Source organism: Nonomuraea sp. NPDC005650 (genome assembly GCF_040605375.1).
GTDB lineage: Bacteria > Actinomycetota > Actinomycetes > Streptosporangiales > Streptosporangiaceae > Nonomuraea.
This window is the reverse complement of sequence record NZ_JBEXCR010000022.1, coordinates 142,296-163,835: the sequence shown is the minus strand read 5'-3', so window position 1 is coordinate 163,835 and position 21,540 is coordinate 142,296. Positions and strand designations below refer to the sequence as shown.

Here is a 21,540-nt window from a genome sequence, read left to right as displayed (position 1 = left end):
CTGCCGGGCATGGAGTGGGGACCGCTGACAGGCAAGGACGCCGAGGCTCTGGCCGAGCTCTGGGCCGCCATCGAGGCCGAGGACCGGACGGGCAAGGTCTACGGGGTCGACGAGGTGGCGGAGGATCTCTCCAGCCACCTCGTCGACCTGGAAAAGGGCACGCTCGCGGCCAGGGACGGCGACCGGATCGTGGCCTTCGGCTACCTCCCCGCCCGGCAGACGGCCGACGACGTGCACATGATGCGCCTGTCGGGCGGCGTGCACCCCGCCTACCGCGGGCAGGGGCTCGGCCGGCGCGTCATCGACTGGAGCGTCCGGACGGCGCCGGGGCTGAGCGAGCGGGCTTTCCCCGGCGTCCCTCTGGAGGTCCACTTCGACGTCCACGACGGCAGGCCCGACGTCGCCGCGCTGGTGGAGGGGGCCGGGTTCGCTGCCGTACGCTCGTTCGCCCGCATGGAGCGGAGGCTGTCGGGCGGCCTGCCCGCAGTCCGGCCGCCGGACGGCGTCTCCATCGTCGCCTGGCTGCCCGAGCTGGACGAAGGCGCCCGCCAGGTGCGCAACGAGTCGTTCCGCGACCATTGGGGCAGCGTGCGGCACACGACCGAGAGCTGGCGCGCCATCATCAGCGGCTGCAGGAACTTCCGCCCCGAGTCGTCGTTCGTGGCCCTGGCCGGCGGCCGCCCGGTCGGCGTGCTGATCACGCACTTCTTCGAGGCCGCCTCCGCCCGGCGCGACGAGCGTCAGGCGTGGATCCAGATCATCGGCACGCTGCGCGAGTGGCGCGGCAAGGGCGTGGCGAGCACGCTGATCGGACACGCCCTTGCCGCGTTCGGAGACCAGGGATACGACAGTGCCGGGCTCGGGGTGGACGCCCACAACCCCACGGGGGCCGTGAGCGTTTACAGCCGCGCCGGGTTCGAGATCACCAGGCGCACCACCACCTACGCCTTGCCGATCAAGCCAGCCTGATCTTCCCCTTCGAGACCTTGATCTTCTTGCTGGCGAGCGGCTTCTTGGCGGGGCCGTTCACCACCTTGCCCGTCGAGGCGCTGAACCTGCTCCCGTGGCACGGGCAGTTGATCGTGCCACGGCTGACGCTCGCCACCGTGCAGCCCTGGTGGGTGCACTTGGCGGTGAAGCACTTGTAGACGCCCTTCCTCGGCTGGGTGATCACGTACTTGTTCTGGACGATCTTCCCGCCCCCCACCGGGATGCTCTTGGTCGTGGCGAGGACGGGCTTGGCCGCCTCCGCCTCCGCCTCTGCCGGGCGCGGCCACAGGAACACGACTCCTGCGCCCACGGCGCTGCTTCTGGTGATCAATGCGCGGCGTGTGAGCATTGTTGCCTCCTTCAACCACTCACACGTTTGCAGATCATCAGCGGTTCAGAGGAAATTTGGCGATAAATCCGGAATCTGCGTACACGAGGGTGCCGCCGTGCCGGAGCGCGATGTCCCGCGCGATCGGCAGCCCCAGCCCGGCGCCGCCCGCGTCCCTGGCGCGCGCCTCGTCCAGCCTGGTGAACCGGGCGAACACCGCCTCCCGCTGCTCCGGCGGGATCCCGGGCCCGTCGTCCCGCACCTCCAGCACGGCCTGGTCCTTTTCGGCGCGTACGAGCACCCGCACGGTCGAGGCGGCGTGCCGTACGGCGTTGTCGGCGAGGTTCGTCACCAGGCGGTCGAGGTGGGCGCGGGAGCCCTTCATCACCACGTCCGGCTCGATGTCCAGCTCCAGCCGCACCTCGGGCCGCCGCCTGGCGCGTACCGACTCCTCGGCGGCCACCTGGCCCAGGTCCAGCTCGGCCGCGCGCAGCGGCTCGCCCGCGTCCAGCTTGGCCAGGATGAGCAGGTCGGCGGCCAGGGACTGCAGGCGTTCGACGTCGGCCAGGGCCTCCCTGGTCAGCTCGCTGGGCTCGGCCAGCTCCAGGCGGGCGCGCAGGGTGGCGATCGGGCTGCGCAGCTCGTGCGCCGCGTCCGCGACGAACCGCTTGTGCGTGCCCACGGCCGTCTCCAGGCGGTCGAGGGTGCCGTTCACGGTGGAGGCCAGCGCGGCGATCTCGTCCTTCGAGCCGGGTACGGGCACGCGCTGGTGCAGGTCGCGGGCCGTGATGTCGGCGACCTTGGCCCGGATGGCGGCCACGGGGGCCAGCGCGCGGCCCACCGAGATCCACGTCATCCCGGCCACCACGAGCAGCACGGCGGGCACGCCGGGCAGCAGCGCGCCGTAGAGCGTCTGCAGCGCCTTCTCGGTGCCCTCCAGGGGGACCCGCGACCAGACCATGGCGGGGCCGCCCACGGTGGCCACCTTGACGCCGGCGATGGCGTACTTCTGCGGCGCCGCCCACTCGGTGGCCGAGGCGCTCTTGTCGTCGGTCAGCAGGACGTCGGGGTCGGCGACGGTGGCCGTCGTGCCGTCGCGCAGGTGGACCGTGCCGCTCCTGCCGACGATCGCGATCGGCCCCGCGGTGCCAGAGGGCTCGGCGAGCTCCTGGCCCTGCTTCGCGGTGCCTATCGCAGTGTCTTTAGCAGTGTCTTTCGTGGTGCTTTTCGCGGTGTCCGAGGTCTCGGCGGGCACCTCCGTGGTCGCCCTCAGCTCGGGCGAGAGTGGGGTGGCGCGTACGAGGTCCAGCGTCTCCGCGTACGGTGCCGCGGCCACGGCCTTCCTGGTGGCCTCGGCGTCCACGTTGCTCTGCAGCGTGCCGCGCAGCACCGCCACCAGCGCCAGCGCCGCCAGGCCCAGGGCGAGCGCCACCACCAGGGTCGCGGCGGCGGTCGCCCGCAGCCGCACGGACGACAGCTGCACGAGAGCGGGCCGCAGGCCGTGGGGGATCCGCAGTGGGCTCATGTCGCCTCCAACCGGTAGCCGGCGCCGCGGACCGTCATGAGCGTCGTTTTCCCGAAGGGCACGTCGATCTTGCGGCGCAGGGCGCTGATGTAGACCTCGACGATGTTCGGGTCGCCGTCGTAGGAGAAGTCCCAGGCCTGGGCCAGCAGCTCGCTCTTGGAGACCACTTCGCCGGCCCGGCGCGCCAGCGCGTGCAGCACCGCGAACTCCTTGGGCGTCAACCCGATCTCCACCTCGCCCCTGCGGCACTTCAGGGCCGCCGGGTCGACCACCAGGTCGCCCACGGTGATCGACACGGGCCGCTCCCGCCCGCCCCGCCGCACCAGCGCCCGTAACCTGGCCAGCAGCACCACGTACGAGAACGGCTTGGCCAGGTAGTCGTCGGCCCCGTTGTCGAGCGCCTCGGCCTCGTCGTAGATGCCGTCCTTGGCTGTCAGCATCATGATCGGCGTCCAGTCGCCCGCCTCGCGCAGCTTGGCGCAGACCGCGTAGCCGTTCATCCTGGGCAGCATCACATCCAGGACGATCACGTCGTACGTGTTCTCGGTGGCCATCCACAGGCCGTCACGCCCGTCATGGGCCACGTCCACGGCGAAGCCCTCGCCCGCCAGCCCGCCCTTCACCAGGTCGGCCAGCCGCTCCTCGTCCTCCACCAGTAGCACTCGCACACCGACCAGAGTGCCTCAGGTCACCTAAAGCCAACCTGAAGATCATTTAGGGCCTCTTCAGGATCACTTCAGGTGCGCCGGTCCAGTCTCGGAGGCGTTCGACCGATCCCAGTGAGGAGAACCCATGTTCAAGCGACGTCTCGCGCTGCTCGGTGCGGTCGCCGTAATCGCCGTCACCGGCCTGACCGGCTCCGCCCTGGCCGACGAGGCCCCGGGCACCGCCGGCGCGAAGGTGACCTGCAAGACGGCCGACGGCGCGACCGTCCAGATCGCCGAGGCCGTGCCGGGGGTTCCCGGCAAGATCGCCACGGGTGACGGCAAGGTGCGGGTGACCAAGCCCGACGGCAAGCTGAAGGTCGACGTCCTTCCCGACGGGGAGGTCCCGGCGCTGGGCCTGGCGAAGGCGGTGCCCGTCCCGCAGGACGGCGAGGCCCCGGTGGCGACCATGCGCGTCCCGGAGAACGGCGAGGCCCCGGTGCTGACGACCGCGCCCATTCCGGACGGGGAGCTTCCTGAGGGCGTGCAGGCCGTCCCCGCCCAGCCGGCGAAGCCCGGGGACGCGCCGACGGGTGAGCCGCCCGCCTTCACCAAGACGGTGAAGATCGTCTGCGAGAAGGCCGACTAGAACCTCTCCACCGTCACCCCGGATCATCTCCGGTCACTTCGGTCACTCCGGGAAGGACGGGTGCGGTCCGAGCGCCCAGTACTCGTACAGGCCGTGGCCGACGAGCCCGTCGTACTCGAAGCGCCCGACGGCGTCCACCATGCCCCACATCCTGGCGGCGTCGTCGGGCAGCCGGTACGTCACGCCCTGCACGACCGGCCCCTCGCCCTGGTACATCCCGTGCTTCCAGTCCGGCTCCAGGCCGTACCCGGTGCCGACCATGAGGTGAACCGGCAGGATCGGGGTGCAGCGCACGTCGAACGGCTTGCCGCCGGGAGGCGAGAAGGTGATCGTGGCCTCGACGACGTCGCGGGTGCCGGGGGCGTAGACCGGGCGGTACTCCGGTCTGCCGAGGTATTCCTCCTCGCGGCCGTCGGACCAGACGCGTACGGCCTCCTCCAGCATCCGGCGGCCGCGCTCGTCCTCTTGGACGATGCAGAGGATGGCGTGGTCGTCGAACTGCATGGGCGTGTAGAGCCAGTAGAACGTGCCCGGGTTCTTGGTCTGGATGCCGGGCGGCTCGGGCTCGCCGACCGGCCTGATGCCCCAGGATCGGTCTCTGGTGCCCTGCCAGCGGTCGGGTGTGACTGGTATGTCCTCCTCGCCGATCCTGATATTTCCGGACCAGCGCCCTGTCTGCGCCAGGCGTACCGAGTCGAACATGACCCGCTCCTGCCATCGCAGGAAGTGCCGCGGCTCCAGTGTCGCCGGGATCGTGCCCTCCCAGAGGAGGTCGAAGGACAGGCCATGCTCGTTCGGCTCCAGGACCACCCGGAGGCGTTTGAGCCCTTCGAGCACCTCGACGCGGAACGGGCCGATCTCGGTGTTCATCCGGTCGGGGCCCAGCTCGCGGGAGGCCCGTACGACGCGGTGCAGGTCCGCGTGGCGTACGCAGGCGAAGGCGTCGGTCACCCCCAGGTTGGGGTACTGGCCGAGGCCGACGATCAGCATGAGCTCGTCGGTGCCGGGGTGGCAGTTGAAGTAGTAGCGGTCGTAGAAGTTGCGGTCGGAGGTGGCGACGTGCCGCATGACCTGCGCGGCCTGGTGGACGGGGTAGTCGTCTAAGGGAGACAGCGCCATGTCCGGCTTTGTAGCAAGCGCTTGGTATCCCGTCAACGGGTTGCCGCGAACCTCGTAAACGAGAAGCGCGCCCTCGGGCTCACCCGAGGACGCGCTTCCCTTCCGGCAGTGCCGGATCAGGACATCTTGCGAGATGCCTCATCTGCCTTGTCGGACATCCGTCCCGCCATCCGGTCCGCCGATTCGGCGGTCCTGTCGGCTTTCTCGCTGACCCAGCGTGACGCATCTGAGGCGGAGTCCTTCATGTGCTCGGTCCACTGCTGCGCGTTGCGGCGGTAGAACATGTAGCCGATCGCCCCCACCGCGAGGCCGGTCAGCAGAACGAGCGTCGGCCATCGCCGAGACCGCGTGGGCGTGGGGTCGATCCTCCTGGCCGCCGAGGTCAGCATCGAGCTGACCCTGGGAGCGACCTGATCCTCGAACCCGTGCGCCGCTGAATGCAGCCGTGGCGCCGCCCAGTAGCGGGCGTCCTCGAAGCGCTGGGCGGCGACCATCTTGGCCTGGTCCGCCATGGGCGCCATCCGGTGGCCGGTTCGCGCGGCCTGGGCCTTCATTCGGCCCGTCCACGTGGTGGGTACCTCTATGACCACGCGGCGTCTTCTCATTGTCAGGGACACGACAACCTCCCCTGTCCTTGGGGCCCCGAGCCTGACCTTCCCTGGACAAGGCGGCTCAATCATGGCGGGTCGTGGGAGGATGGCCTGTGGAGGCCTACCGGCCATAATCCTCAAAACATCACAGAACCAACCCTGCGCATAGAGGGGGCGGCTGTCTCGTGGCTGAGAAGCTGATCGCAAACCTGCAGACCAACCGTGGAAATATCAAGGTGGAGCTCTTCCCCAACAGAGCCCCGAAAACGGTGCGTAACTTCGTCGAGCTCGCAGAGGGCTCGCGCGAGTGGACGCACCCGGGCACGGGTGAGAAGAGCACCGAACGCTACTACGACGGGACGATCTTCCACCGGGTGATCTCCGGATTCATGATCCAGGGCGGTGACCCGCTCGGCCAGGGCATCGGCGGCCCGGGCTACGAGTTCGACGACGAGATCCATCCGGAGCTGTACTTCAACCGCCCGTACCTGCTGGCCATGGCCAACGCGGGCATCCAGTTCGGCAAGGGGACCAACGGGTCGCAGTTCTTCATCACGGTCGTGCCGACGCCGCACCTGAACGGCCGGCACACGATCTTCGGTGAGGTGGTCGAGGGCCAGGACGTCGTGGACGCCATCGCCAAGACCCAGACTGACCGCCGGGACCGCCCGGCGGAGGACGTCGTCCTGGAGTCGGTCACCATCGACCGCGTCCCCGCCTGACCACCCCCGCCCCATCCCACCCCGGGCCCTGGGGCGGCCCTCACTCCCGCGCCCTCACCGGGCGCGGCACGGGCCCCGCGCCTTGCTTCTACTAGCGGGCACGGGCCTCATGCCTTTGCCTTCACCAGCGCGGTACGGGCCTCAGGCCTTTGCCTTCACCAGCGGGGCACGGGCCTCGCGCCTTTGCCTTCACCAGCGCGGTACGGGCCTCGCGCCTTGCCCGCGCCGGTGCGGTGCGTCACGGGCGCCCACGCCGGCCGCTCTGTGGACCGAGCGCGAGCGCCAGGCACCCACACCGCCGCCACAGCGCCCTGAACGCGCCTGTGAGCCGTCCACCGCCGGATGACGCCACCCCAGGGCGCATCACGTCCACGGCGGGCTGGGGGCGATGGGTGGGGACACGCGGGTACGGCGCGTAAGCCATAGGCTTCGGTCATGACCAGCCAGCCGCCCAGCCCGCCCCCGCACCCCGAGCAGCCTGCTGAGGCGGTGCCCACGTGCTACCGGCACCCCGACAAGGAGACCTGGGTCCGCTGCCAGCGGTGCGAGCGCCCCATCTGCCCTGACTGCATGCGCGACGCCGCCGTGGGCTTCCAGTGCCCCGAGTGCGTGGCCGACGGCAACAAGGGCCTGCGCCAGGCCAGGTCCACGTTCGGCGGAAGCGTCGTACGCACGCCGATCGTGACCTACACCATCCTGGTCATCAACGTCCTGGTCTTCGGCGCCCAATACCTCACCGGCGAACGCGTCACCGCCGAGCTGGCGATGTGGCCGGGGCGGGTGGCCGTGTTCGACGAGTACTACCGGCTGATCAGCGCGGCGTTCGTCCACGGCGGACTTTTCCACATCCTGTTCAACTGCTGGGCGCTCTACGTCGTCGGCCCCTACCTCGAGCGCGCCTTCGGCCACGTCCGCTTTATCGCGATCTACCTCGTCAGCGCGCTCGGCGGCTCGGCGCTGAGCATGTGGGTCGACTCGCTCAACCAGACCACGGTCGGCGCGTCAGGGGCCATCTTCGGCCTGTTCGGCGCCGTGTTCGTGGTCGGGCGCAAGCTCAACCTGGACGTACGCGGCATCGCCGCGCTCATCGCGATCAACCTCGCGATCACCTTCATCGTGCCCGGCATCAGCTGGACGGGTCACATCGGCGGCCTGATCACGGGGTCGGTGCTGGCGGGAGCGCTGGCCTACGCCCCCAAGAACAACAGGACCCTGTGGCAGGTGCTGGCGATCGTGGGAGCGTTGGCTGTGCTCGCCGTGCTCGTGATGGTCAAGGTGTCGGCCATCATGAGCACGGGCTGACTTCCCCAGGCTGTGGAAAAGACTGTGGAAAAAACTAACGCCAGCGGGTGGAAAGAACCACCCCGAAGATGATGAAAACAAACCCGATCAGCAGGTTCCAGTTCTGGAGGTCGCTGAAGAAGGGCGCCCGTGGTGCGACGTAGTAGATCGCGATCCACAGGATGCCGATGATCCACGCCGCGACCATCGTGGGCGCCAACCAGCGCGGGCTGACCTTGACCTGCTGCGATCTCTGCGGCGGAGTGTAGACCGCCTTCTTGCGAGCATTGGACTTGGGCACTGGTAACTCCTGCTGAGGGCCTGGGCATCCGGATCGTCCACAGGCTCTTCGTTAAGCCTAGTTGAAGTGTGGTCAAGGATAGCCGCCACGCGCGGGACATGGCGATCCCTGGTTGTCGCATCTGACCCGAATACGCTGATCGCATGCGGGCCACGCTGCGGGCCGTGGGGGAGACGAGCATCACCGCGGGCCTGATCATGATGCTTTTCTGCGCGTACCTGCTCTGGGGCACCGGTGCGTACACCCAGAGCCAGCAGCGCCTGCTCCAGCGCGAGCTGGCGGTGCGCAGGACGGCCAAACCCGAGCCGGGCAAGCCCATGGCGCTGCTGCGGATCCCCAAGCTGGGCCCCGACTACGAGTACGCCGTGGTCGAGGGTGTGGACGCCGAGCACCTGAAGAAGGGCCCGGGGCACTACCCGGACAGCGCCATGCCGGGCCAGGTCGGCAACTTCGTGGTGTCGGGGCACCGCACCACGTACGCGGCCCCGTTCAACCGGATCGACGAGCTCGAACGCGACGACGAGATCGTCGTGGAGGCCGGCGGCACCCGGTACACCTACCGGGTGACCTCCCAGGACGTCGTGAAGCCCGACGAGGTGGACGTGTTCGCCCCTGTGCCCGGCAAGCCCGACATCCGGCCCCTCCGGGCTTTCATCACCTTGTCCACCTGTCACCCCGAATACTCGGCCGCCGAGCGCCTGATCGTCTACGGCGTGCTCAAGGACGTGTTCAAGGACGGGGAGTGACATGTACGCCTGGCTCTGGCGCAGGCTGCCCGGCACCGTGCCGGCCAAGGTCCTGACGGCCGCCGTGCTGGCCGCCGCCGCGGTGGCCGTACTCTGGTATGTCGTATTTCCGCTACTCGAGCCCATGGTGACGCTCGACGAGGTGAGCGTGAGGAAATGAGCCGCGTGCTGGTCGTGGACAACCACGACAGCTTCGTCCACACCATCGTCCAGTACCTGCGCGAGCTGGGCGCAGACTGCGCCGTACGGCCGCGCGACGACGTACGCGTGAGCGACGCCGACGGCTTCGACGGCGTCCTCATCAGCCCGGGCCCCGGCACCCCGGAGGCGGCCGGGGTGAGCGTGCCCCTGGTCCACCACGCGGCCGAGAGCCGCCGGCCGCTGCTCGGCGTCTGCCTCGGCCACCAGGCCATCGCCGTCGCGTACGGCGCCACCGTGTCCCGCGCGCCCGAGCTCGTCCACGGCATGACCAGCCCCGTCACCCACGACGGCAAGGGCGTGTTCGAGGCGCTGCCCTCGCCCGTGCGGATGACCCGCTACCACTCGCTCGCCGTGCTGCCCGAGACCGTCCCCGAGGTGCTCGACGTGACCGCCCGCACCGGCGACGGCGTCATCATGGGCCTGCGCCACCGCGAGGCGCCCATCGAGGGCATCCAGTTCCACCCCGAGTCCGTGCTGTCCGAGCACGGCCATCGGCTGCTCCAGAATTGGCTGCGAGGAATCTTGTAACAAATGTCCCCCGGCGAGCGACTACCAAGTGAACGTCCCCGCCGTTGCCCCCGAGCGGCGGGGGCGTTCTCGTGTCAGCGACGGCACGAAAAGTCAGCGACGGCATGAAGAAGGGCCGCCCGCGAACGGGCGGCCCTTCTTCATGCCTCAGTTGCCGGTGCCTCCGAGCCCGTCGTCGCCGATCGGGTTGTCGTCGGTCGGCGGGTCGTCCTGGGACGGGAAGTCCGTCTGGTCGTCCGTCGGCGTGTCCGTCGGAACGTCCGTGGTGGGCTCCGGGTTGCTGGTGTCCAGGCCGGGACCCGTGGACACCACGATCGTGATCGTCGTGTTCGGTGCCAGCTTGGCGCCCTCAGCCGGGTTCTGCTGGATGACCGTGCCCTCGGGCTGCTCGTTCGGCTGCGGAACGACCCTGGTCTTGAAGCCGGAGGCCTTGAGCGCGGCCTTGGCGTCCGCCTCGGTGAGCCCGATCACGCTGGGCACCTCACCGAGCTCCTTGGGCACGAAGAGGGTGACCGCGCCGCTCTTCTCGATCTCCTCGCCGGCCTTGGGGCTGGTGTCGATGACCGTGCCCTGTTTCCTGCTGGAGACCTTGGTCTTGACCGTGCCGCGCAGGCCCGCTTCCTCCAGCGCCTTCATGGCGTCGGCCTGCGACAGGCCGATGAGGCCGTCGGGCACCTTGACCTTCTCCGGGCCCTTCGACACGACCAGCTTGACCGTGGAGCCCTTGTCGACCTTGGTGTTCTCGGCGGGGTCCGTCTTGATGACGCTGCCCTTGTCGACGTCGTCGCTGTTTTCCTGGACCACCTGGACGGTGAGCCCGAGGTTCTTGAGCTGCTCTTCCGCGTACGCGCGCTCCTGGCTGGCCAGCGACGGGATCGCGACCTGCGTGTCGGTCGGCGTGTTCTTCGACCCGAACACCGAGTAGCCGACCCCGACGAACGCACCGATGATCAGCAGCGGGACGATGATCCACAGCGCGGTCTTGACACCGTTGTTCCCGCCGCCGCTCGCCCTGCGCCGTCCGCCACGTCCGCCGCCGCCGCCGCCGTCACCGTCGCCGTACTCGTACGGGGGGACCGCGGTGGTGCGCTGCGTGGCCGGGCCCTGCCCCGCCTGGGTCGCGGTCATCATCCGCGTGCCCTGGTTGAAGTTGCCGTTCATGGCCATCGTCTGGGCGTCGGTCGGCATCCCGGACATCGCCCGCTGGATGTCGGCCCGCATCTCGCCCGCGCTCTGGTAGCGGTGGGCCGGGTCCTTGGCCATGGCCTTGAGCACGATCGCGTCGGCCCACGGGGGGATCTCGCGGTCGATCTGCGACGGCGGGATCGGCTCCTCGCGCACGTGCTGGTAGGCGATCGCGACGGGAGAGTCGCCGGTGAACGGTGGCTGCCCGGTCAGCAGCTCGTAGAGCAGGCAACCGGTGGAGTAGATGTCGCTGCGCGCGTCGACCCGCTCGCCCCGCGCCTGTTCGGGAGACAGGTATTGGGCGGTGCCGATCACCTGCGCCGTCTGCGTCATCGTGGCCGCGGAGTCGGCCATCGCGCGCGCGATGCCGAAGTCCATCACCTTGACGTCGCCGGCGCGCGTGATCATCACGTTGGCCGGCTTGATGTCACGGTGCACGATGCCGCCGCGGTGGCTGTAGTCGAGCGCCCGCAGGATGCCGTCGACCAGCTCGACCGCGCGCTCCGGCAGCAGCCGCCGGTCCTGGCGCAGCAGGTCGCGCAGCGTCCGGCCGTCGACGTACTCCATCACGATGTACGGCACGGGGGTGCCTTCGGTACCGTCTTCGCCGGTGTCGTAGACCGCGACGACGGCCGGGTGGTTCAGAGAGGCCGCGGATTGTGCCTCGCGGCGGAATCGGGCCTGGAAGGTGTGATCGCGCGCCAGGTCGGACCGGAGGGTTTTGATCGCGACTATGCGGTCCAGCCGGATGTCTCGGGCACGATACACCTCGGCCATGCCGCCGCGCCCGACGACACCGTCGAGCTCGTAGCGACCTCCGAGTAGCCGAGGCTGAGTCATTTCCTGCACTGTCCCTTACCGTTCATCTTGGGTACCGGCCTGCTCGGGGGGCCGCCGGTGTCCATCATCGACCCCATAGCGCATCACGTCTCCTCCTTGGGCGGGTTTGTATCACCCGGGTCCGGCGAGGCGGTAGGTGTCGGAGTTTTGGGTGTAGTGGTGGGCGTTGGGGTCGGTGTGGGTGTAGGGGTACGGGTGGTCGGGGTCGGCTTCGGTGTCGGCTTCTTGGTGGGAGTAGCCGACTTGCTTACCGTAGCTGACCGCGAGGGTATCGGCCTCGGTGACTTCACCGGAACCACGGAAGGCCGCTTGGTGCGCCTCTTCGTGGGCGTGGGAGTTACCCGATCCGGCGTCCTCGCCGCCGACTTGGTCGGCTCGGCCACCTCAGGCGTGGGCAGCGAGGGCTCCCGGTCGGCGAACGTGATGGCGCTGAGCCCCACCGCGGCCGCGCAGCCCGCGGTGGCGACGAGGGCCAGCGTCCTCCTGTGGCGCTTTCCCCTGGTCGGCGCCTGCGGCGTGGTGGCCGAGTGGAGGTGGTCCGTCTCCTGCTCGTCCTCCGGGGCCGGCTCGCGTACCCGGAAGCCTCCCGGGTCGGTGAGCATGCTGAGGTCGGCGCCCTGATCGGCGCTGGCCAGCGACTCGCGCAGCATGAAAGCCCGGTCGGCGACCTCCAGCGCCGTGGCCGGGCGCCGCGCGGGGTCCTTGGACAGCAGCGACATGACCAGCTCGCGCACCGGCGTGGGCACGTCCACCCCGAGGGGCGGCGGGTTCTCGTTGAGGTGCTGCAGCGCGATCGCCACCTGGCTGTCGCCGCGGAACGGCGTGCGCCCGGCCAGGCACTCGTAGGCCACCACGCCCAGCGAGTAGAGGTCGGTCGAGGGAGTGAGCGGGAATCCCTGGGCCTGCTCGGGGCTGACGTACTGGGCGGTGCCCAGCACGGTGCCCGTCTGCGTGACCGGAGCAGCCTCCAGGGCCCGCGCGATGCCGAAGTCCGTGACCTTGATGGTCCCCTCGGGGGTGACCAGCAGGTTTCCCGGCTTGATGTCGCGGTGGATGATCCCGGAGGTGTGCGCCGCGTGCAGCGCCTTGGCCGTCTGGTTGACCACGTCGAGCGTCACCTCGGGCCCGATGGCGCCGTTGCGCGCCAGGATGGCCGACAGCGGCTCGCCGTGCACCAGCTCCATCACGAGATAGGCGAGGTCGCTCTGCTCGCCGTAGTCGAAGATCTGCGCCACTCCCGGGTCGGCCAGGGCCGCCGTGATGCGCGCCTCGTTCCTGAACCGCTCGCGGAAGGTGGGATCGGCGTAGATGTGACTACGCAGGATCTTCACCGCCACCTCGCGCCCGAGCAGCTCGTCACGGGCGCGCCAGACCTCACCCATACCGCCCGTGGCGATGCGGGAGATCAGGAGGTAGCGGTTACGGAGCCGCATGACCCAGCAGGTTACCGTTACTCACTTGTTCAGCACCGCCTCCAGCACGGCCTTTGCGATCGGCGCGGCGGTGTGGCCGCCGGTCGCCTCCGCGCCGACGTTGGCAGCACCGGATTCGACGATGACCGCCAGGGCCACCTTCGGGTTCTCGGCAGGCGCGAAGGAGATGAACCAGGCATGCGGTGGTTGGCCGTCGGCCGTCTCCGCGGTGCCCGTCTTGCCCGCTACTTGGACGCCTGGGACCTGCGCCAGGTTTGCGGTGCCGTTCTGGACGACGCTGACCATCATCTCACGGAGCTTGCCCGCCGTCTCGGAGCTGACCGCTTCCGACAGCTCGTCGGGCTCGGCCTGCGTGATCGTGTCACCCTTGGCGTCGGTGATCTTGTTGACCAGGTACGGCTTCATCACCTTGCCGTCGTTGGCGATGCCCGCGGCGATCATGGCCATCTGCAGCGGCGTCATGCGGTTGCTGCGCTGCCCGATGGAGGCCATGGCCAGGGCCGCCTTGTCCTCTTCCGGGCCGAAGTCGCTGCCGGTGACCGACATCGGCACGGCGAGCGGCTGGCCCATGCCGAACTTCTCGGTCTGCTCCTTCATCTTGTCGTAGCCCAGCTCCATGCCGATCTTGCCGAACGGCGTGTTGCAGGACTTCTCCAGCGCGAACGTCAGCGTGACCGAGCCGGAGCCGCAGGCCGCGCCGCCGTAGTTGGGCAGGCTGATGTTCGTGTTGGGCAGGGGCAGCCGCTGCGGCGCGTCCACGGTGGTCTGCGGGCCGGCCGAGGAGTTGTTCTCGAGGTAGGCCGCCATGGTCACGACCTTGAACGTCGAGCCGGGCGGGTAGGTCTGCGCGATCGTACGGTTGAGCAGCGGCTGGTCCTTCTGCTTGGCCAGCTCCTCGTAGCGGGGGAAGACCTTGCCCTTGTCGGTGCTGGACAGCTCCGTCGGGTCGTAGGTGGGCAGCGAGACCATCGCCAGGATCCCGCCTGTCTTCGGGTCGAGCGCCACGAGCGCGCCGCGCTTGCCGCTCTGCCGCAGGGCGTCGTAGGCCGCCTTCTGCGCCTTGGGGTTGATCGTGAGATCGACGTTGGCGCCCTTGGTCGGCTCGCCGGTGAACAGGTCGATGCTCCGCCGTAGCAGCAGGTCGGCACTGGAACCGTCGAGCAGCTGGTTCTCAGACCTCTCGATGGCGCTCTCGCTCTCGGGCGAGAAGAAGCCGGTGACGTGCGCGTAGAGCTTGGCCTCGGGGTATTCCCTGGTGAACTTGAACCGGGGGTCCTTGGTCTCGACGGACTGCGCGAGCACCTTGCCGCCCGCCGTGATGCGGCCGCGCTCGATGGCGTAGCGGTCGTAGAAGTTGCGGGTGTTGCGGGCGTCGCCGCGCAGGCCCTCCGCTTTCACGGCCTGCAGGTAGTTCACGTTGATCATCAGGAGCGCGAACATGGCCAGGCAGGCCACGGCTACGCGCTTCAGAGTGCTGTTCATCGCTGGAACACCTGCGTCAGTCCTTCGTTCTGGATCGCCTGGGGCGGAGGCCGCCGCGCTGTGTCTGACATGCGTACCAATAGCGCGATAAGGATCCAGTTAGCCAGCAACGCCGAGCCACCCTGGGACATGAACGGGGTGACTAGGCCGGTCAGGGGGATGAGGTTCGTCACACCGCCGACGATGATGAAGACCTGCCAGGCGAGGATGAACGACAGGCCGCCCGCCAGCAGCTTGGAGAACGGGTCGCGGGCCGCCAGCGAGGTGCGCAGGCCGCGCTCGACCAGCAGGGCGTAGATCATGAGCAACGCCATCAGGCCGGTCAGGCCGATCTCCTCGCCGGTGGCGCTGAAGATGAAGTCGGAGAAGGCCAGCGGGATGAGCTCGGGGTGCCCCTGGCCGAGCCCGGTGCCGAGGATGCCGCCGGAGCCCATGGCGAACAGACCCTGCATGAGCTGCTCGCTGCCGCCGACCGCGCGGAACAGCTCGGGGTCGCCGGGATTGAGGAAGACCACGAAGCGCTGGTGGACGTGCTCGAAGATCGTGCCGGCCAGGATCGCGCCGCCCGCGAAGAGGAAGATGCCGATGATGACCCAGGAGACGCGCTGGGTGGCGACGTAGAGCATCGCGATGAACGTGCCGAACAGGAGCAGCGAGGAGCCCAGGTCCTTCTGCATCACCAGGATGCCCAGGCTGACGCCCCAGGTGATGAGCACCGGACCGAGGTCACGGGCCCGCGGCAGATCGATGAACAGCAGCCGGCGCCCGGCGAGGGCGAGCACGTCCCGCTTGGCCACCAGGTAGCCGGCGAAGAAGATGACCAGCGCGAGCTTGGCGAACTCGGCCGGCTGGAGCTGGCCCAGGCCGGGGATGCCGATCCAGATGCGAGCGCCGTTGATCTCCTGGCCGAGGAACGGGATCAACGGCGAGACCAGCAGGAACAGGCCCACGGCGCCCGCGGTGTAGGTCAGCCGCTGCAGGACACGGTGGTCGCGCAGGAAGATCAGGGTGAGGCTGAACAGCACGATGCCGATGAACGTCCACAGCAGCTGGGAGTTGGGTGAGGCGAGCTTGGCGGACGGCAGGCTCGAGTCGGAGACGGAGAGCCGGTAGATCATCACCAGGCCGAGGCCGTTGACCAGCGTCACCAGTGGCAGGATCAGGGGATCGGCCCACGGGGCGAACTTGGCGAGCACCAGATAGGCGGCCAGCATCAGGCCGCCCAGGCTCAGACCGTACGTCAGCATGCCCACGGGGACCGCGCCCGTCATGGCCAGACCCACGTTGGCGTAGGCGCCCATGATGATCAGCACCGCGAGGGCCAGCATGACGAGCTGGGCCACGCGGCGCTTGGCCGGCATGGGGACGGGGGATTCTGCGACTTCGCTCATTTACCGTTGCTTCGTCTTGGTCGCGCTCACGGATGGCGAGGGCGACGAGCTGGCGGTCGTGGCGGGGGTGTCGCTGTCCTTGTCGTCCTCCTGGGCGAACTTCAACGCGTTGATCTTCGTCATGCCTTCGTCGACGGTGGTGACCGGAATGCCGCCCTTGATCAGCGCCTGGTCGGCGTCGGACAGCTTGGAGAGCTGCCGGCCCGTGGCTTTGGAGACCTCGAAGAGCTGGAAGGGACCCAGCTCTCGCTGGATCCCCCGGAACACGACCACCTCGTCGCCCCTAGCGCCGACGAAGAACTGGTCCTGGGTCCACTGATATCCAAAATAGCCGCCGACGCCGATGGCGACGACGCCTATTCCGAACACGGTGACCAGCACGGGCCACATACGACGACGTTTGCGCCGGGGCGCCTCGGCGACCGGCTCATCGAAATCGTCGTCCGTGAGCACCGGCTGGGGCGCGGTCACCGCGTGGGCTCGCCCCGGCTGGGTCTCCTGAGGGTTGGGGTGCAGCCGGTTCATGCCCGCGGCGCCGACCACGGCGGCTTCTGCGGGCACCTGCTGCCCATCGGTGAGGTCCAGCACGTCGGCCAGCACGCACGTGATGTTGTCGGGCCCGCCACCGCGGTTCGCCAGGTCGATGAGCTGGCGCACGACCTCTTCCGGGTCGTCGATGTTGGTGAGCGTGGCGTGCAGCGTCTCCGCGCTCACCACACCGGACAGGCCGTCGGAACACAGCAGATAGCGGTCGCCCACCTGCGCCTCGCGCAGGGTCAGGTCGGGATCGACCTCACCGCTGCCGTCGAGCGCGCGCAGCAGGATCGAGCGCTGCGGATGCGTGGCCGCCTCTTCCGGCGTGATGCGCCCGTCGTCGACGAGCTGCTGCACCAGCGTGTGGTCATGGGTGATCTGGTAGAGCTCCCCACGCCTGAGCAGGTAGGCGCGCGAGTCGCCGACGTGCACCAGGGCGACCTGGGTGCCGTGCCAGAGCATGGCCGTCAGAGTCGTGCCCATGCCTTTGAGGCTGGGATCCCGCCCCACCATTTCGTGCAGCTTGCGATTGGCGTCGCGTACCGCTGCCTCGATGGTGTTGAGCAGGTCACCCCCCTGTTGGGCCTCTTCCAGAGAGGCCATGGCGGCGATGGCGACTGAGCTCGCCACCTCACCGTGTGCGTGCCCGCCCATACCGTCTGCGACGGCGAGCAGGCGGCCGCTAGCGTACGCCGAGTCCTCGTTCCCTTCGCGGAGGAGGCCGACGTCCGAGCGGGCGGCGTAGCGGAGTGCGATGGTCATTTGCGCAATTCAATGACTGTTTTGCCGACGCGGATCGGAACACCGAGCGGCACCGGGGTCGGGCGGGTGACTTTCGAGCGGTCGAGATACGTGCCGTTGGTGGACCCAAGATCTTCCACGATCCATTGACCGTCCTGGGGAAAGAGCCGGGCATGCCGGCTGGAAGCGTAGTCGTCGGTGACTACCAGCGTGGCGTCATTGGCCCGGCCAATGGTGATGGGCGTCTCCGTGAGATTAATGGTGGTGCCCTGCAAGGGGCCACCGGTAACGATGAGCTGGCGTGGCTCGCCCTTTTTGCTCTTGGGTTTCGCCACGGGTTTGGCGGGTTTCACGCCTTTGCGTGGGCCCGCGGGAGCAGTGCGTGAACCGAACAAGTCAGTCCGGATCACGCCGACTGCGGCAATGACGAAGAACCACAGCACCGCCAGGAAGGCGAGCCGGATCAGCAGCAGCGTGAGCTCGGACATGGACCGCTTGTCTACCCCTAATCGCGCCGGAACACCAGAGTCGTGCGCCCCAACGTCACTCGCGTGCCGTTCTGGAGCTCGATCCTGCGTACCGGCTGGCCGTTGACGAAAGTGCCGTTGGTGGACCCGAGATCGACGAGGGCCACCATCTGGCCCTCGACCCGCAACTCCGCGTGGTGTCGCGAGACACCCGGATCGACCAGACGAAGATCGCAGTCGGTGCCCCTGCCGAGCAAGGTCACCGGAGTGGTGAGCTCGTAGGAGCGGTCGCCCTGCGGGTCGTCCTGGGTGGAGACGAGCAGCCTCGGCCGCCCGTTGAACGCGCCTGGCCTCGACGGAGGCAGGTCGCTCGCCGGCTGGCGAATCTCGTCCTGCTCGACCGTCGCGCCACGGATGACGCCGGATCTGATGCGGAACAGCCCCACAGCCAGATCGCCGGCGGTCTCGAAGCGGACCCGGACCGGTCCCACAAAGGAGTAGCCCTGTTCCTTGGCGTACTCCCTGGCGAGGTTGGCCAGCTCGTGGCTGATGCTGTCGGCGTAGACCTCAAGCCGTTCGCTGTCGGTCGTGGACAGCTCAACCACGAAGTCGTTGGGCACGAGCGTTCGACCCTGAGCGACGATCGCCGCACGCTCATCCATCTCCCGCTGAACCGCGCTGGCGACCTCGACCGGCTGAAGGTCAGATTTGAACGCCCGCGCAAAGGCCCCCTCAACCAAGCCTTCGAGCCTTCGCTCGAAGCGCTGAAGGACTCCCACCGGGTACCTCCCTTCCTCCGTGCATATGATCGCGGCCCCCAGACGCGTCCGGCGCCCGGTTCCCGCTCGTTCCACGTCACGGCGTCCCTGGCGCTCGTCAGCTGTCGCGCCCAGCTCCTCCGCTCCCGTGTCTTATGCGATCGTATCCGGGTTCAGTACCAGTGGCTGTTCCGTGCTAGTGTTCTTTCCGCACCCACAAGGGCGGGTGGCGGAACGGCAGACGCGCACGGTTCAGGTCCGTGTGTCCGAAAGGACGTGAGGGTTCAAATCCCTCCTCGCCCACTCGGTGACTGGGGACTCCTGGTCGCAAGTCTTTCAGACTTGCTCCCTCGGGTCCCCTCGTCATTTCCTCCGGGGGATAACCCCCGGACCCCCAGCGCTTTCCGGGGGAGGTCCCCCGGGACCCCCCTGTCTGGGAGCTCGCTCCCAGACCCTCCATCATCACGCTGGCTTTGGTGTCTCATGGCAGACCCACATTGGCGAAGTGTTTGCTGGATCGCAAGAGGGTCGGTCTCTCTTTTCAGGAACCTGTTGGTAACGGGCGTGCCGTGTTTTGACGGTACGCCCGTTTGGTTGCAGGCTGCTTTCGTCTGGCTTGTCGGTGTGTTTTACGTCACAGCTGCGAGGGTTCTGGTGTCCAGGAGTTCGCCCAGGAGGTCTGTGAGGCTCACCATGCCGATCACGTCGCCTGCCTGAGCTGTCACCAGGGTCAGGTGGGCTCGGGCCTCCTGGAGGGCTGTCACCGCCTCAGGGACCTGGGTGATGCAGGGGAGCTTCGGCAACGGGCGGCACAGGTCCTCTGCCTTGCTCGTGGGCTGCAGGAGGGCGTCTCTCGCGTGGAGCGCGCCTCTTACGTCGGCCGGGGTGCCCACCAGGAGTCTCAGGTGGCCGCTCTTGGCTGCCGCCTCTCTGATCTCGGTCGCGTTCGCCGTCGGCGAGACCATCACCGCCTTGTCGATCGGGACCATGAGGCGTTCTATGCCTTCGTCGTCCAGGCGCAGGGCGCGGGTCAGGAGGTCGTGCTCGTCGCGGTCCAGGAGGCCCATGCGGCCTGACTCACCCACCAGCATGGCCAGCTGGCGGGGCGTTCTGGTCGTGACCAGCTCGTCCTTGGGCTGGACGCCGAACAGGCGCAGGATGAGGTTGGTCAGGCCGTTCAGGGTCGACAGGAGCGGGCGCATCACCCAGGTGAAGGCCCGGAAGGGGACGGTCAGCAGCAGGGCCGAGCGTTCCGGGTGGGTCAGGGCCCACGACTTCGGCGCCATCTCGCCCACCACCATGTGGAGGAAGGTCACCAGGGCCAGGGCGATCGTCAGCGCGATGGGCAGGCGCAGGCCCTCCGGTACGCCGAGCATGCCGAAGACCGGCTCCAGGGCGTGCTCGATGGCCGGCTCCGTCACCTGGCCGAGGCCCAGGGTGCACAGCGTGATGCCCAGCTGGGCGCCGGCCAGCATGAGGGACAGCTGCTTGGTGCCCCCGACCGCCGACCTGGCCGTCAGCCTGATCAGGCGGTTGTTGCGGGAGGCGATCTCCTCCAGGCGGTGGCGCCGGGCCGAGACGAAGGCGAACTCCGCGGCCACGAACAGCGCGTTGAAGGCCAGCAGCGCGAGGCTGATGAGGAGCATGGTCATCGTGCCGCCTCCGCGTGCTGGACGGGGGCCACGCGGACCCACTCGGGCACTCTGCGGTTGAGGGATATCACTGTCAGCTCTGCCAGGTGTTCCTGCTCGTCCTCGTCCTCTGCGAAGGGGTCGGTGTCATGCTCGATCGGCACCGTCACCGTGTCGCCCTCGTCCGGCATCCTGCCCAGCTTGGCCAGCACGAGGCCCGCGAGGGTGTCGTAGTCGTCGCTCTCGGGGAGCGCGACGCCCGTGGCGCGCTCGACCTCGTCCAGCCGCAGCCGGCCCGGGACCTCCCAGATGCCGCCCGGGTGCTCCACCACGCCGGCCGGCTCCGGGTCGTTCTCGTCGACCAGCTCGCCGACCAGCTCTTCGGCCAGGTCCTCCACCGTGATCACGCCGGCCAGGCCGCCGTACTCGTCGATGACGCAGGCGATGTCGTCCTTGGCCACGCGCATCCGGTCGAGCACGGCGGGGAGCGGGACCGAGTCCGGGACCAGCAGGGCCGGGCGGGTGACGTCCGATATCCGGCCGTCCTGCAGACCTGACGCGAGGAGTTCTCTCACGCCCGTCACGCCTATGACGTCGCCGTCCTCGTTGAGCACCGGGTAGCGGGAGTGGCCGCAGCTGCGCATGATCTCGATCAGGTCCGAGACGGGCTGCTCGGAGCGCAGCACCACCACGCGCGGGCGCGGGACCATGATCTCCTCAGCCGTGCGGTCACCGAACTCCAGGGCCCGTTCCAGCAGGTCGGAGAGTCTGGGCGGGAGTTCGCCCGCCATGGTCGACTCCTCGATGATGCGGGAGAGCTCCTCCGGCGTCGCGCCGTGCTCCACCTCCTCCACCGGCTCGATGCCCAAGCGCCTGAGCAGGCCCGTCGCCGCCGAGTCGAACAGCTTGACCACCGGGCCCACCGTCGCCAGGTAGGCCAGCGTCGAGCCCGCCAGGAACTTGGCCACCGGCTCAGGTCTGGCGATGCCCAGGTTCTTGGGCGCGAGCTCGCCCAGGACCATCTGGACGACGGTCGCCACGAAGACGCCGATGGCGACCGAGAGTCCGGTGATCATGGTGTCGGACAGTCCGGTGTCCGCCAGCCATGGTCGTACGATCGTGGCGATCGCGGGCTCGGCCAGGAAGCCGACCAGCAGCGCGGTCACGGTGATGCCGAGCTGGGCGCCGGAGAGCATGAACGAGAGGCGGGATGTGACCTGGAGCGCCTTTTCGGCGGCAGGATCCCCCGCCGCGGCCTGCTCGCGCAGGAGGGCGCGGTCGGCGGCCACGAAGGCGAACTCCTGGGCGACGAAGTAGCCGGTCGCCGCCGTGAGGAGGATGAGGGCCAGCAGGCCCAGATAGGCGCTCACCATGGTGAGCTCTCAGAGGAACCCGTGCTGGCGCACGGGCAAAGACTCCACGGGTCCGGAGCGGACACGATCTTCCCTTCGATA

Annotated in this window: 22 protein-coding genes and 1 tRNA gene; 8 read left to right on the top strand and 15 right to left on the bottom strand. The window is 68.7% G+C overall.

Features of this window, described 5'->3' with window-relative positions; translation table 11 throughout:
- The first annotated feature begins 9 nt into the window (after positions 1-9).
- Complete coding sequence (locus ABZS69_RS35040) at positions 10-969, top strand: GNAT family N-acetyltransferase (protein ID WP_355379676.1); 960 nt, start codon at positions 10-12, stop codon at positions 967-969.
- On the opposite strand, the gene ABZS69_RS35035 is transcribed toward ABZS69_RS35040, so the two are convergent.
- The 3 genes from ABZS69_RS35035 to ABZS69_RS35025 are packed head-to-tail and all read right to left on the bottom strand — an operon-like array spanning position 956 to position 3,511.
- Positions 956-1,339, bottom strand: a complete 384-nt coding sequence (locus tag ABZS69_RS35035) for a Rieske (2Fe-2S) protein (protein WP_355379675.1) — start codon at positions 1,337-1,339, stop codon at positions 956-958. The two genes, ABZS69_RS35040 and ABZS69_RS35035, sit on opposite strands and share 14 nt — an antisense overlap.
- Before the next feature lie 37 nt (positions 1,340-1,376).
- Positions 1,377-2,843 carry an ATP-binding protein gene (locus ABZS69_RS35030; protein ID WP_355379674.1) on the bottom strand — a complete coding sequence of 489 codons (1,467 nt, stop codon included), beginning with the start codon at positions 2,841-2,843 and terminating at the stop codon, positions 1,377-1,379.
- Positions 2,840-3,511, bottom strand: coding sequence for a response regulator transcription factor (locus ABZS69_RS35025; RefSeq protein ID WP_355379673.1), 672 nt, complete (start codon positions 3,509-3,511; stop codon positions 2,840-2,842). Before ABZS69_RS35025 ends, ABZS69_RS35030 begins: the two co-directional genes overlap by 4 nt.
- A gap of 124 nt (positions 3,512-3,635) precedes the next feature.
- Between ABZS69_RS35025 and ABZS69_RS35020 the strand changes: the two genes are divergently transcribed.
- Positions 3,636-4,136: a hypothetical protein gene (locus ABZS69_RS35020; RefSeq protein WP_355379672.1), complete on the top strand. Its 501-nt coding sequence runs from the start codon at positions 3,636-3,638 to the stop codon at positions 4,134-4,136.
- Between the two features lie 42 nt (positions 4,137-4,178).
- On the opposite strand, the gene ABZS69_RS35015 is transcribed toward ABZS69_RS35020, so the two are convergent.
- Both ABZS69_RS35015 and ABZS69_RS35010 read right to left on the bottom strand, forming a co-directional pair.
- Positions 4,179-5,255, bottom strand: coding sequence for a hypothetical protein (locus tag ABZS69_RS35015; protein WP_355379671.1), 1,077 nt, complete (start codon positions 5,253-5,255; stop codon positions 4,179-4,181).
- A 116-nt stretch (positions 5,256-5,371) separates the two neighbouring features.
- Positions 5,372-5,845 (bottom strand): YtxH domain-containing protein, encoded by a 474-nt coding sequence (locus ABZS69_RS35010; protein ID WP_355379670.1) that lies wholly within the window; start codon positions 5,843-5,845, stop codon positions 5,372-5,374.
- Between the two features lie 185 nt (positions 5,846-6,030).
- Between ABZS69_RS35010 and ABZS69_RS35005 the strand changes: the two genes are divergently transcribed.
- Complete coding sequence (locus ABZS69_RS35005) at positions 6,031-6,567, top strand: peptidylprolyl isomerase (protein ID WP_355379669.1); 537 nt, start codon at positions 6,031-6,033, stop codon at positions 6,565-6,567.
- Positions 6,568-7,002: 435 nt separating this feature from the next.
- Positions 7,003-7,869 (top strand): rhomboid family intramembrane serine protease, encoded by an 867-nt coding sequence (locus ABZS69_RS35000; RefSeq protein WP_355379668.1) that lies wholly within the window; start codon positions 7,003-7,005, stop codon positions 7,867-7,869.
- Positions 7,870-7,903: 34 nt separating this feature from the next.
- On the opposite strand, the gene ABZS69_RS34995 is transcribed toward ABZS69_RS35000, so the two are convergent.
- Complete coding sequence (locus tag ABZS69_RS34995) at positions 7,904-8,149, bottom strand: cell division protein CrgA (RefSeq protein WP_355379667.1); 246 nt, start codon at positions 8,147-8,149, stop codon at positions 7,904-7,906.
- Positions 8,150-8,292: 143 nt separating this feature from the next.
- Between ABZS69_RS34995 and ABZS69_RS34990 the strand changes: the two genes are divergently transcribed.
- From ABZS69_RS34990 to ABZS69_RS34980, 3 genes are read left to right on the top strand one after another with little or no spacing between them, the layout of a single operon-like run.
- Positions 8,293-8,895, top strand: coding sequence for a class E sortase (locus tag ABZS69_RS34990; RefSeq protein ID WP_355379666.1), 603 nt, complete (start codon positions 8,293-8,295; stop codon positions 8,893-8,895).
- Position 8,896: 1 nt separating this feature from the next.
- Entirely contained in the window at positions 8,897-9,055 is a 159-nt protein-coding gene (locus ABZS69_RS34985; protein ID WP_355379665.1) for a hypothetical protein, read from the top strand.
- A complete protein-coding gene (locus ABZS69_RS34980) occupies positions 9,052-9,624 on the top strand; it encodes a gamma-glutamyl-gamma-aminobutyrate hydrolase family protein (protein ID WP_355379664.1) in 573 nt (190 codons plus the stop codon). Before ABZS69_RS34985 ends, ABZS69_RS34980 begins: the two co-directional genes overlap by 4 nt.
- Positions 9,625-9,771: 147 nt before the next feature.
- Here the strand turns inward: ABZS69_RS34980 and pknB are convergent, their stop codons facing one another.
- The 7 genes from pknB to ABZS69_RS34945 all read right to left on the bottom strand — a co-directional run bounded on the left by pknB (position 9,772) and on the right by ABZS69_RS34945 (position 18,476).
- Complete coding sequence (gene pknB, locus ABZS69_RS34975) at positions 9,772-11,649, bottom strand: Stk1 family PASTA domain-containing Ser/Thr kinase (RefSeq protein WP_355379663.1); 1,878 nt, start codon at positions 11,647-11,649, stop codon at positions 9,772-9,774.
- 83 nt (positions 11,650-11,732) lie between these two features.
- Entirely contained in the window at positions 11,733-13,082 is a 1,350-nt protein-coding gene (locus ABZS69_RS34970) for a serine/threonine-protein kinase (protein WP_355379662.1), read from the bottom strand.
- A gap of 21 nt (positions 13,083-13,103) precedes the next feature.
- Entirely contained in the window at positions 13,104-14,564 is a 1,461-nt protein-coding gene (locus ABZS69_RS34965; protein ID WP_355379661.1) for a penicillin-binding protein 2, read from the bottom strand.
- The gene (locus ABZS69_RS34960) at positions 14,561-15,955 is read right to left on the bottom strand and encodes an FtsW/RodA/SpoVE family cell cycle protein (RefSeq protein WP_355379660.1); all 1,395 of its coding nucleotides are present in this window, start codon (positions 15,953-15,955) and stop codon (positions 14,561-14,563) included. Before ABZS69_RS34960 ends, ABZS69_RS34965 begins: the two co-directional genes overlap by 4 nt.
- Positions 15,956-17,251: a Stp1/IreP family PP2C-type Ser/Thr phosphatase gene (locus ABZS69_RS34955; RefSeq protein WP_355379659.1), complete on the bottom strand. Its 1,296-nt coding sequence runs from the start codon at positions 17,249-17,251 to the stop codon at positions 15,956-15,958.
- The gene (locus tag ABZS69_RS34950; protein ID WP_355379658.1) at positions 17,248-17,718 is read right to left on the bottom strand and encodes an FHA domain-containing protein; all 471 of its coding nucleotides are present in this window, start codon (positions 17,716-17,718) and stop codon (positions 17,248-17,250) included. Before ABZS69_RS34950 ends, ABZS69_RS34955 begins: the two co-directional genes overlap by 4 nt.
- A 17-nt stretch (positions 17,719-17,735) precedes the next feature.
- Positions 17,736-18,476: a DUF3662 and FHA domain-containing protein gene (locus ABZS69_RS34945; RefSeq protein ID WP_355379657.1), complete on the bottom strand. Its 741-nt coding sequence runs from the start codon at positions 18,474-18,476 to the stop codon at positions 17,736-17,738.
- 199 nt (positions 18,477-18,675) lie between these two features.
- Between ABZS69_RS34945 and ABZS69_RS34940 the strand changes: the two genes are divergently transcribed.
- Positions 18,676-18,758: transfer RNA gene (locus ABZS69_RS34940), tRNA-Leu, on the top strand.
- A 326-nt stretch (positions 18,759-19,084) separates the two neighbouring features.
- Here the strand turns inward: ABZS69_RS34940 and ABZS69_RS34935 are convergent.
- Together ABZS69_RS34935 and ABZS69_RS34930 are read right to left on the bottom strand one after the other, a co-directional pair.
- Positions 19,085-20,107, bottom strand: a complete 1,023-nt coding sequence (locus ABZS69_RS34935; protein ID WP_355379656.1) for a hemolysin family protein — start codon at positions 20,105-20,107, stop codon at positions 19,085-19,087.
- Positions 20,104-21,459: a hemolysin family protein gene (locus ABZS69_RS34930; protein WP_355379655.1), complete on the bottom strand. Its 1,356-nt coding sequence runs from the start codon at positions 21,457-21,459 to the stop codon at positions 20,104-20,106. The genes ABZS69_RS34935 and ABZS69_RS34930 overlap by 4 nt, the downstream gene beginning before the upstream one ends.
- Positions 21,460-21,540 lie beyond the last annotated feature (81 nt).

Bases quoted from the DNA above. Each gene is read 5' to 3' on its own strand.
- ABZS69_RS34960 (WP_355379660.1), bottom strand. From the start codon at position 15,955: ATGAGCGAAGTCGCAGAATCCCCCGTCCCCATGCCGGCCAAGCGCCGC.
- ABZS69_RS34930 (WP_355379655.1), bottom strand. From the start codon at position 21,459: ATGGTGAGCGCCTATCTGGGCCTGCTGGCCCTCATCCTCCTCACGGCG.
- ABZS69_RS35035 (WP_355379675.1), bottom strand. From the start codon at position 1,339: ATGCTCACACGCCGCGCATTGATCACCAGAAGCAGCGCCGTGGGCGCA.
- ABZS69_RS34955 (WP_355379659.1), bottom strand. From the start codon at position 17,251: ATGACCATCGCACTCCGCTACGCCGCCCGCTCGGACGTCGGCCTCCTC.
- ABZS69_RS34935 (WP_355379656.1), bottom strand. From the start codon at position 20,107: ATGACCATGCTCCTCATCAGCCTCGCGCTGCTGGCCTTCAACGCGCTG.
- ABZS69_RS34990 (WP_355379666.1), top strand. From the start codon at position 8,293: ATGCGGGCCACGCTGCGGGCCGTGGGGGAGACGAGCATCACCGCGGGC.
- ABZS69_RS35015 (WP_355379671.1), bottom strand. From the start codon at position 5,255: ATGGCGCTGTCTCCCTTAGACGACTACCCCGTCCACCAGGCCGCGCAG.
- ABZS69_RS34970 (WP_355379662.1), bottom strand. From the start codon at position 13,082: ATGCGGCTCCGTAACCGCTACCTCCTGATCTCCCGCATCGCCACGGGC.
- ABZS69_RS35020 (WP_355379672.1), top strand. From the start codon at position 3,636: ATGTTCAAGCGACGTCTCGCGCTGCTCGGTGCGGTCGCCGTAATCGCC.
- ABZS69_RS35030 (WP_355379674.1), bottom strand. From the start codon at position 2,843: ATGAGCCCACTGCGGATCCCCCACGGCCTGCGGCCCGCTCTCGTGCAG.
- ABZS69_RS34985 (WP_355379665.1), top strand. From the start codon at position 8,897: ATGTACGCCTGGCTCTGGCGCAGGCTGCCCGGCACCGTGCCGGCCAAG.
- ABZS69_RS35000 (WP_355379668.1), top strand. From the start codon at position 7,003: ATGACCAGCCAGCCGCCCAGCCCGCCCCCGCACCCCGAGCAGCCTGCT.
- ABZS69_RS34980 (WP_355379664.1), top strand. From the start codon at position 9,052: ATGAGCCGCGTGCTGGTCGTGGACAACCACGACAGCTTCGTCCACACC.
- pknB (WP_355379663.1), bottom strand. From the start codon at position 11,649: ATGACTCAGCCTCGGCTACTCGGAGGTCGCTACGAGCTCGACGGTGTC.
- ABZS69_RS35040 (WP_355379676.1), top strand. From the start codon at position 10: ATGGAGTGGGGACCGCTGACAGGCAAGGACGCCGAGGCTCTGGCCGAG.
- ABZS69_RS34950 (WP_355379658.1), bottom strand. From the start codon at position 17,718: ATGTCCGAGCTCACGCTGCTGCTGATCCGGCTCGCCTTCCTGGCGGTG.
- ABZS69_RS34965 (WP_355379661.1), bottom strand. From the start codon at position 14,564: ATGAACAGCACTCTGAAGCGCGTAGCCGTGGCCTGCCTGGCCATGTTC.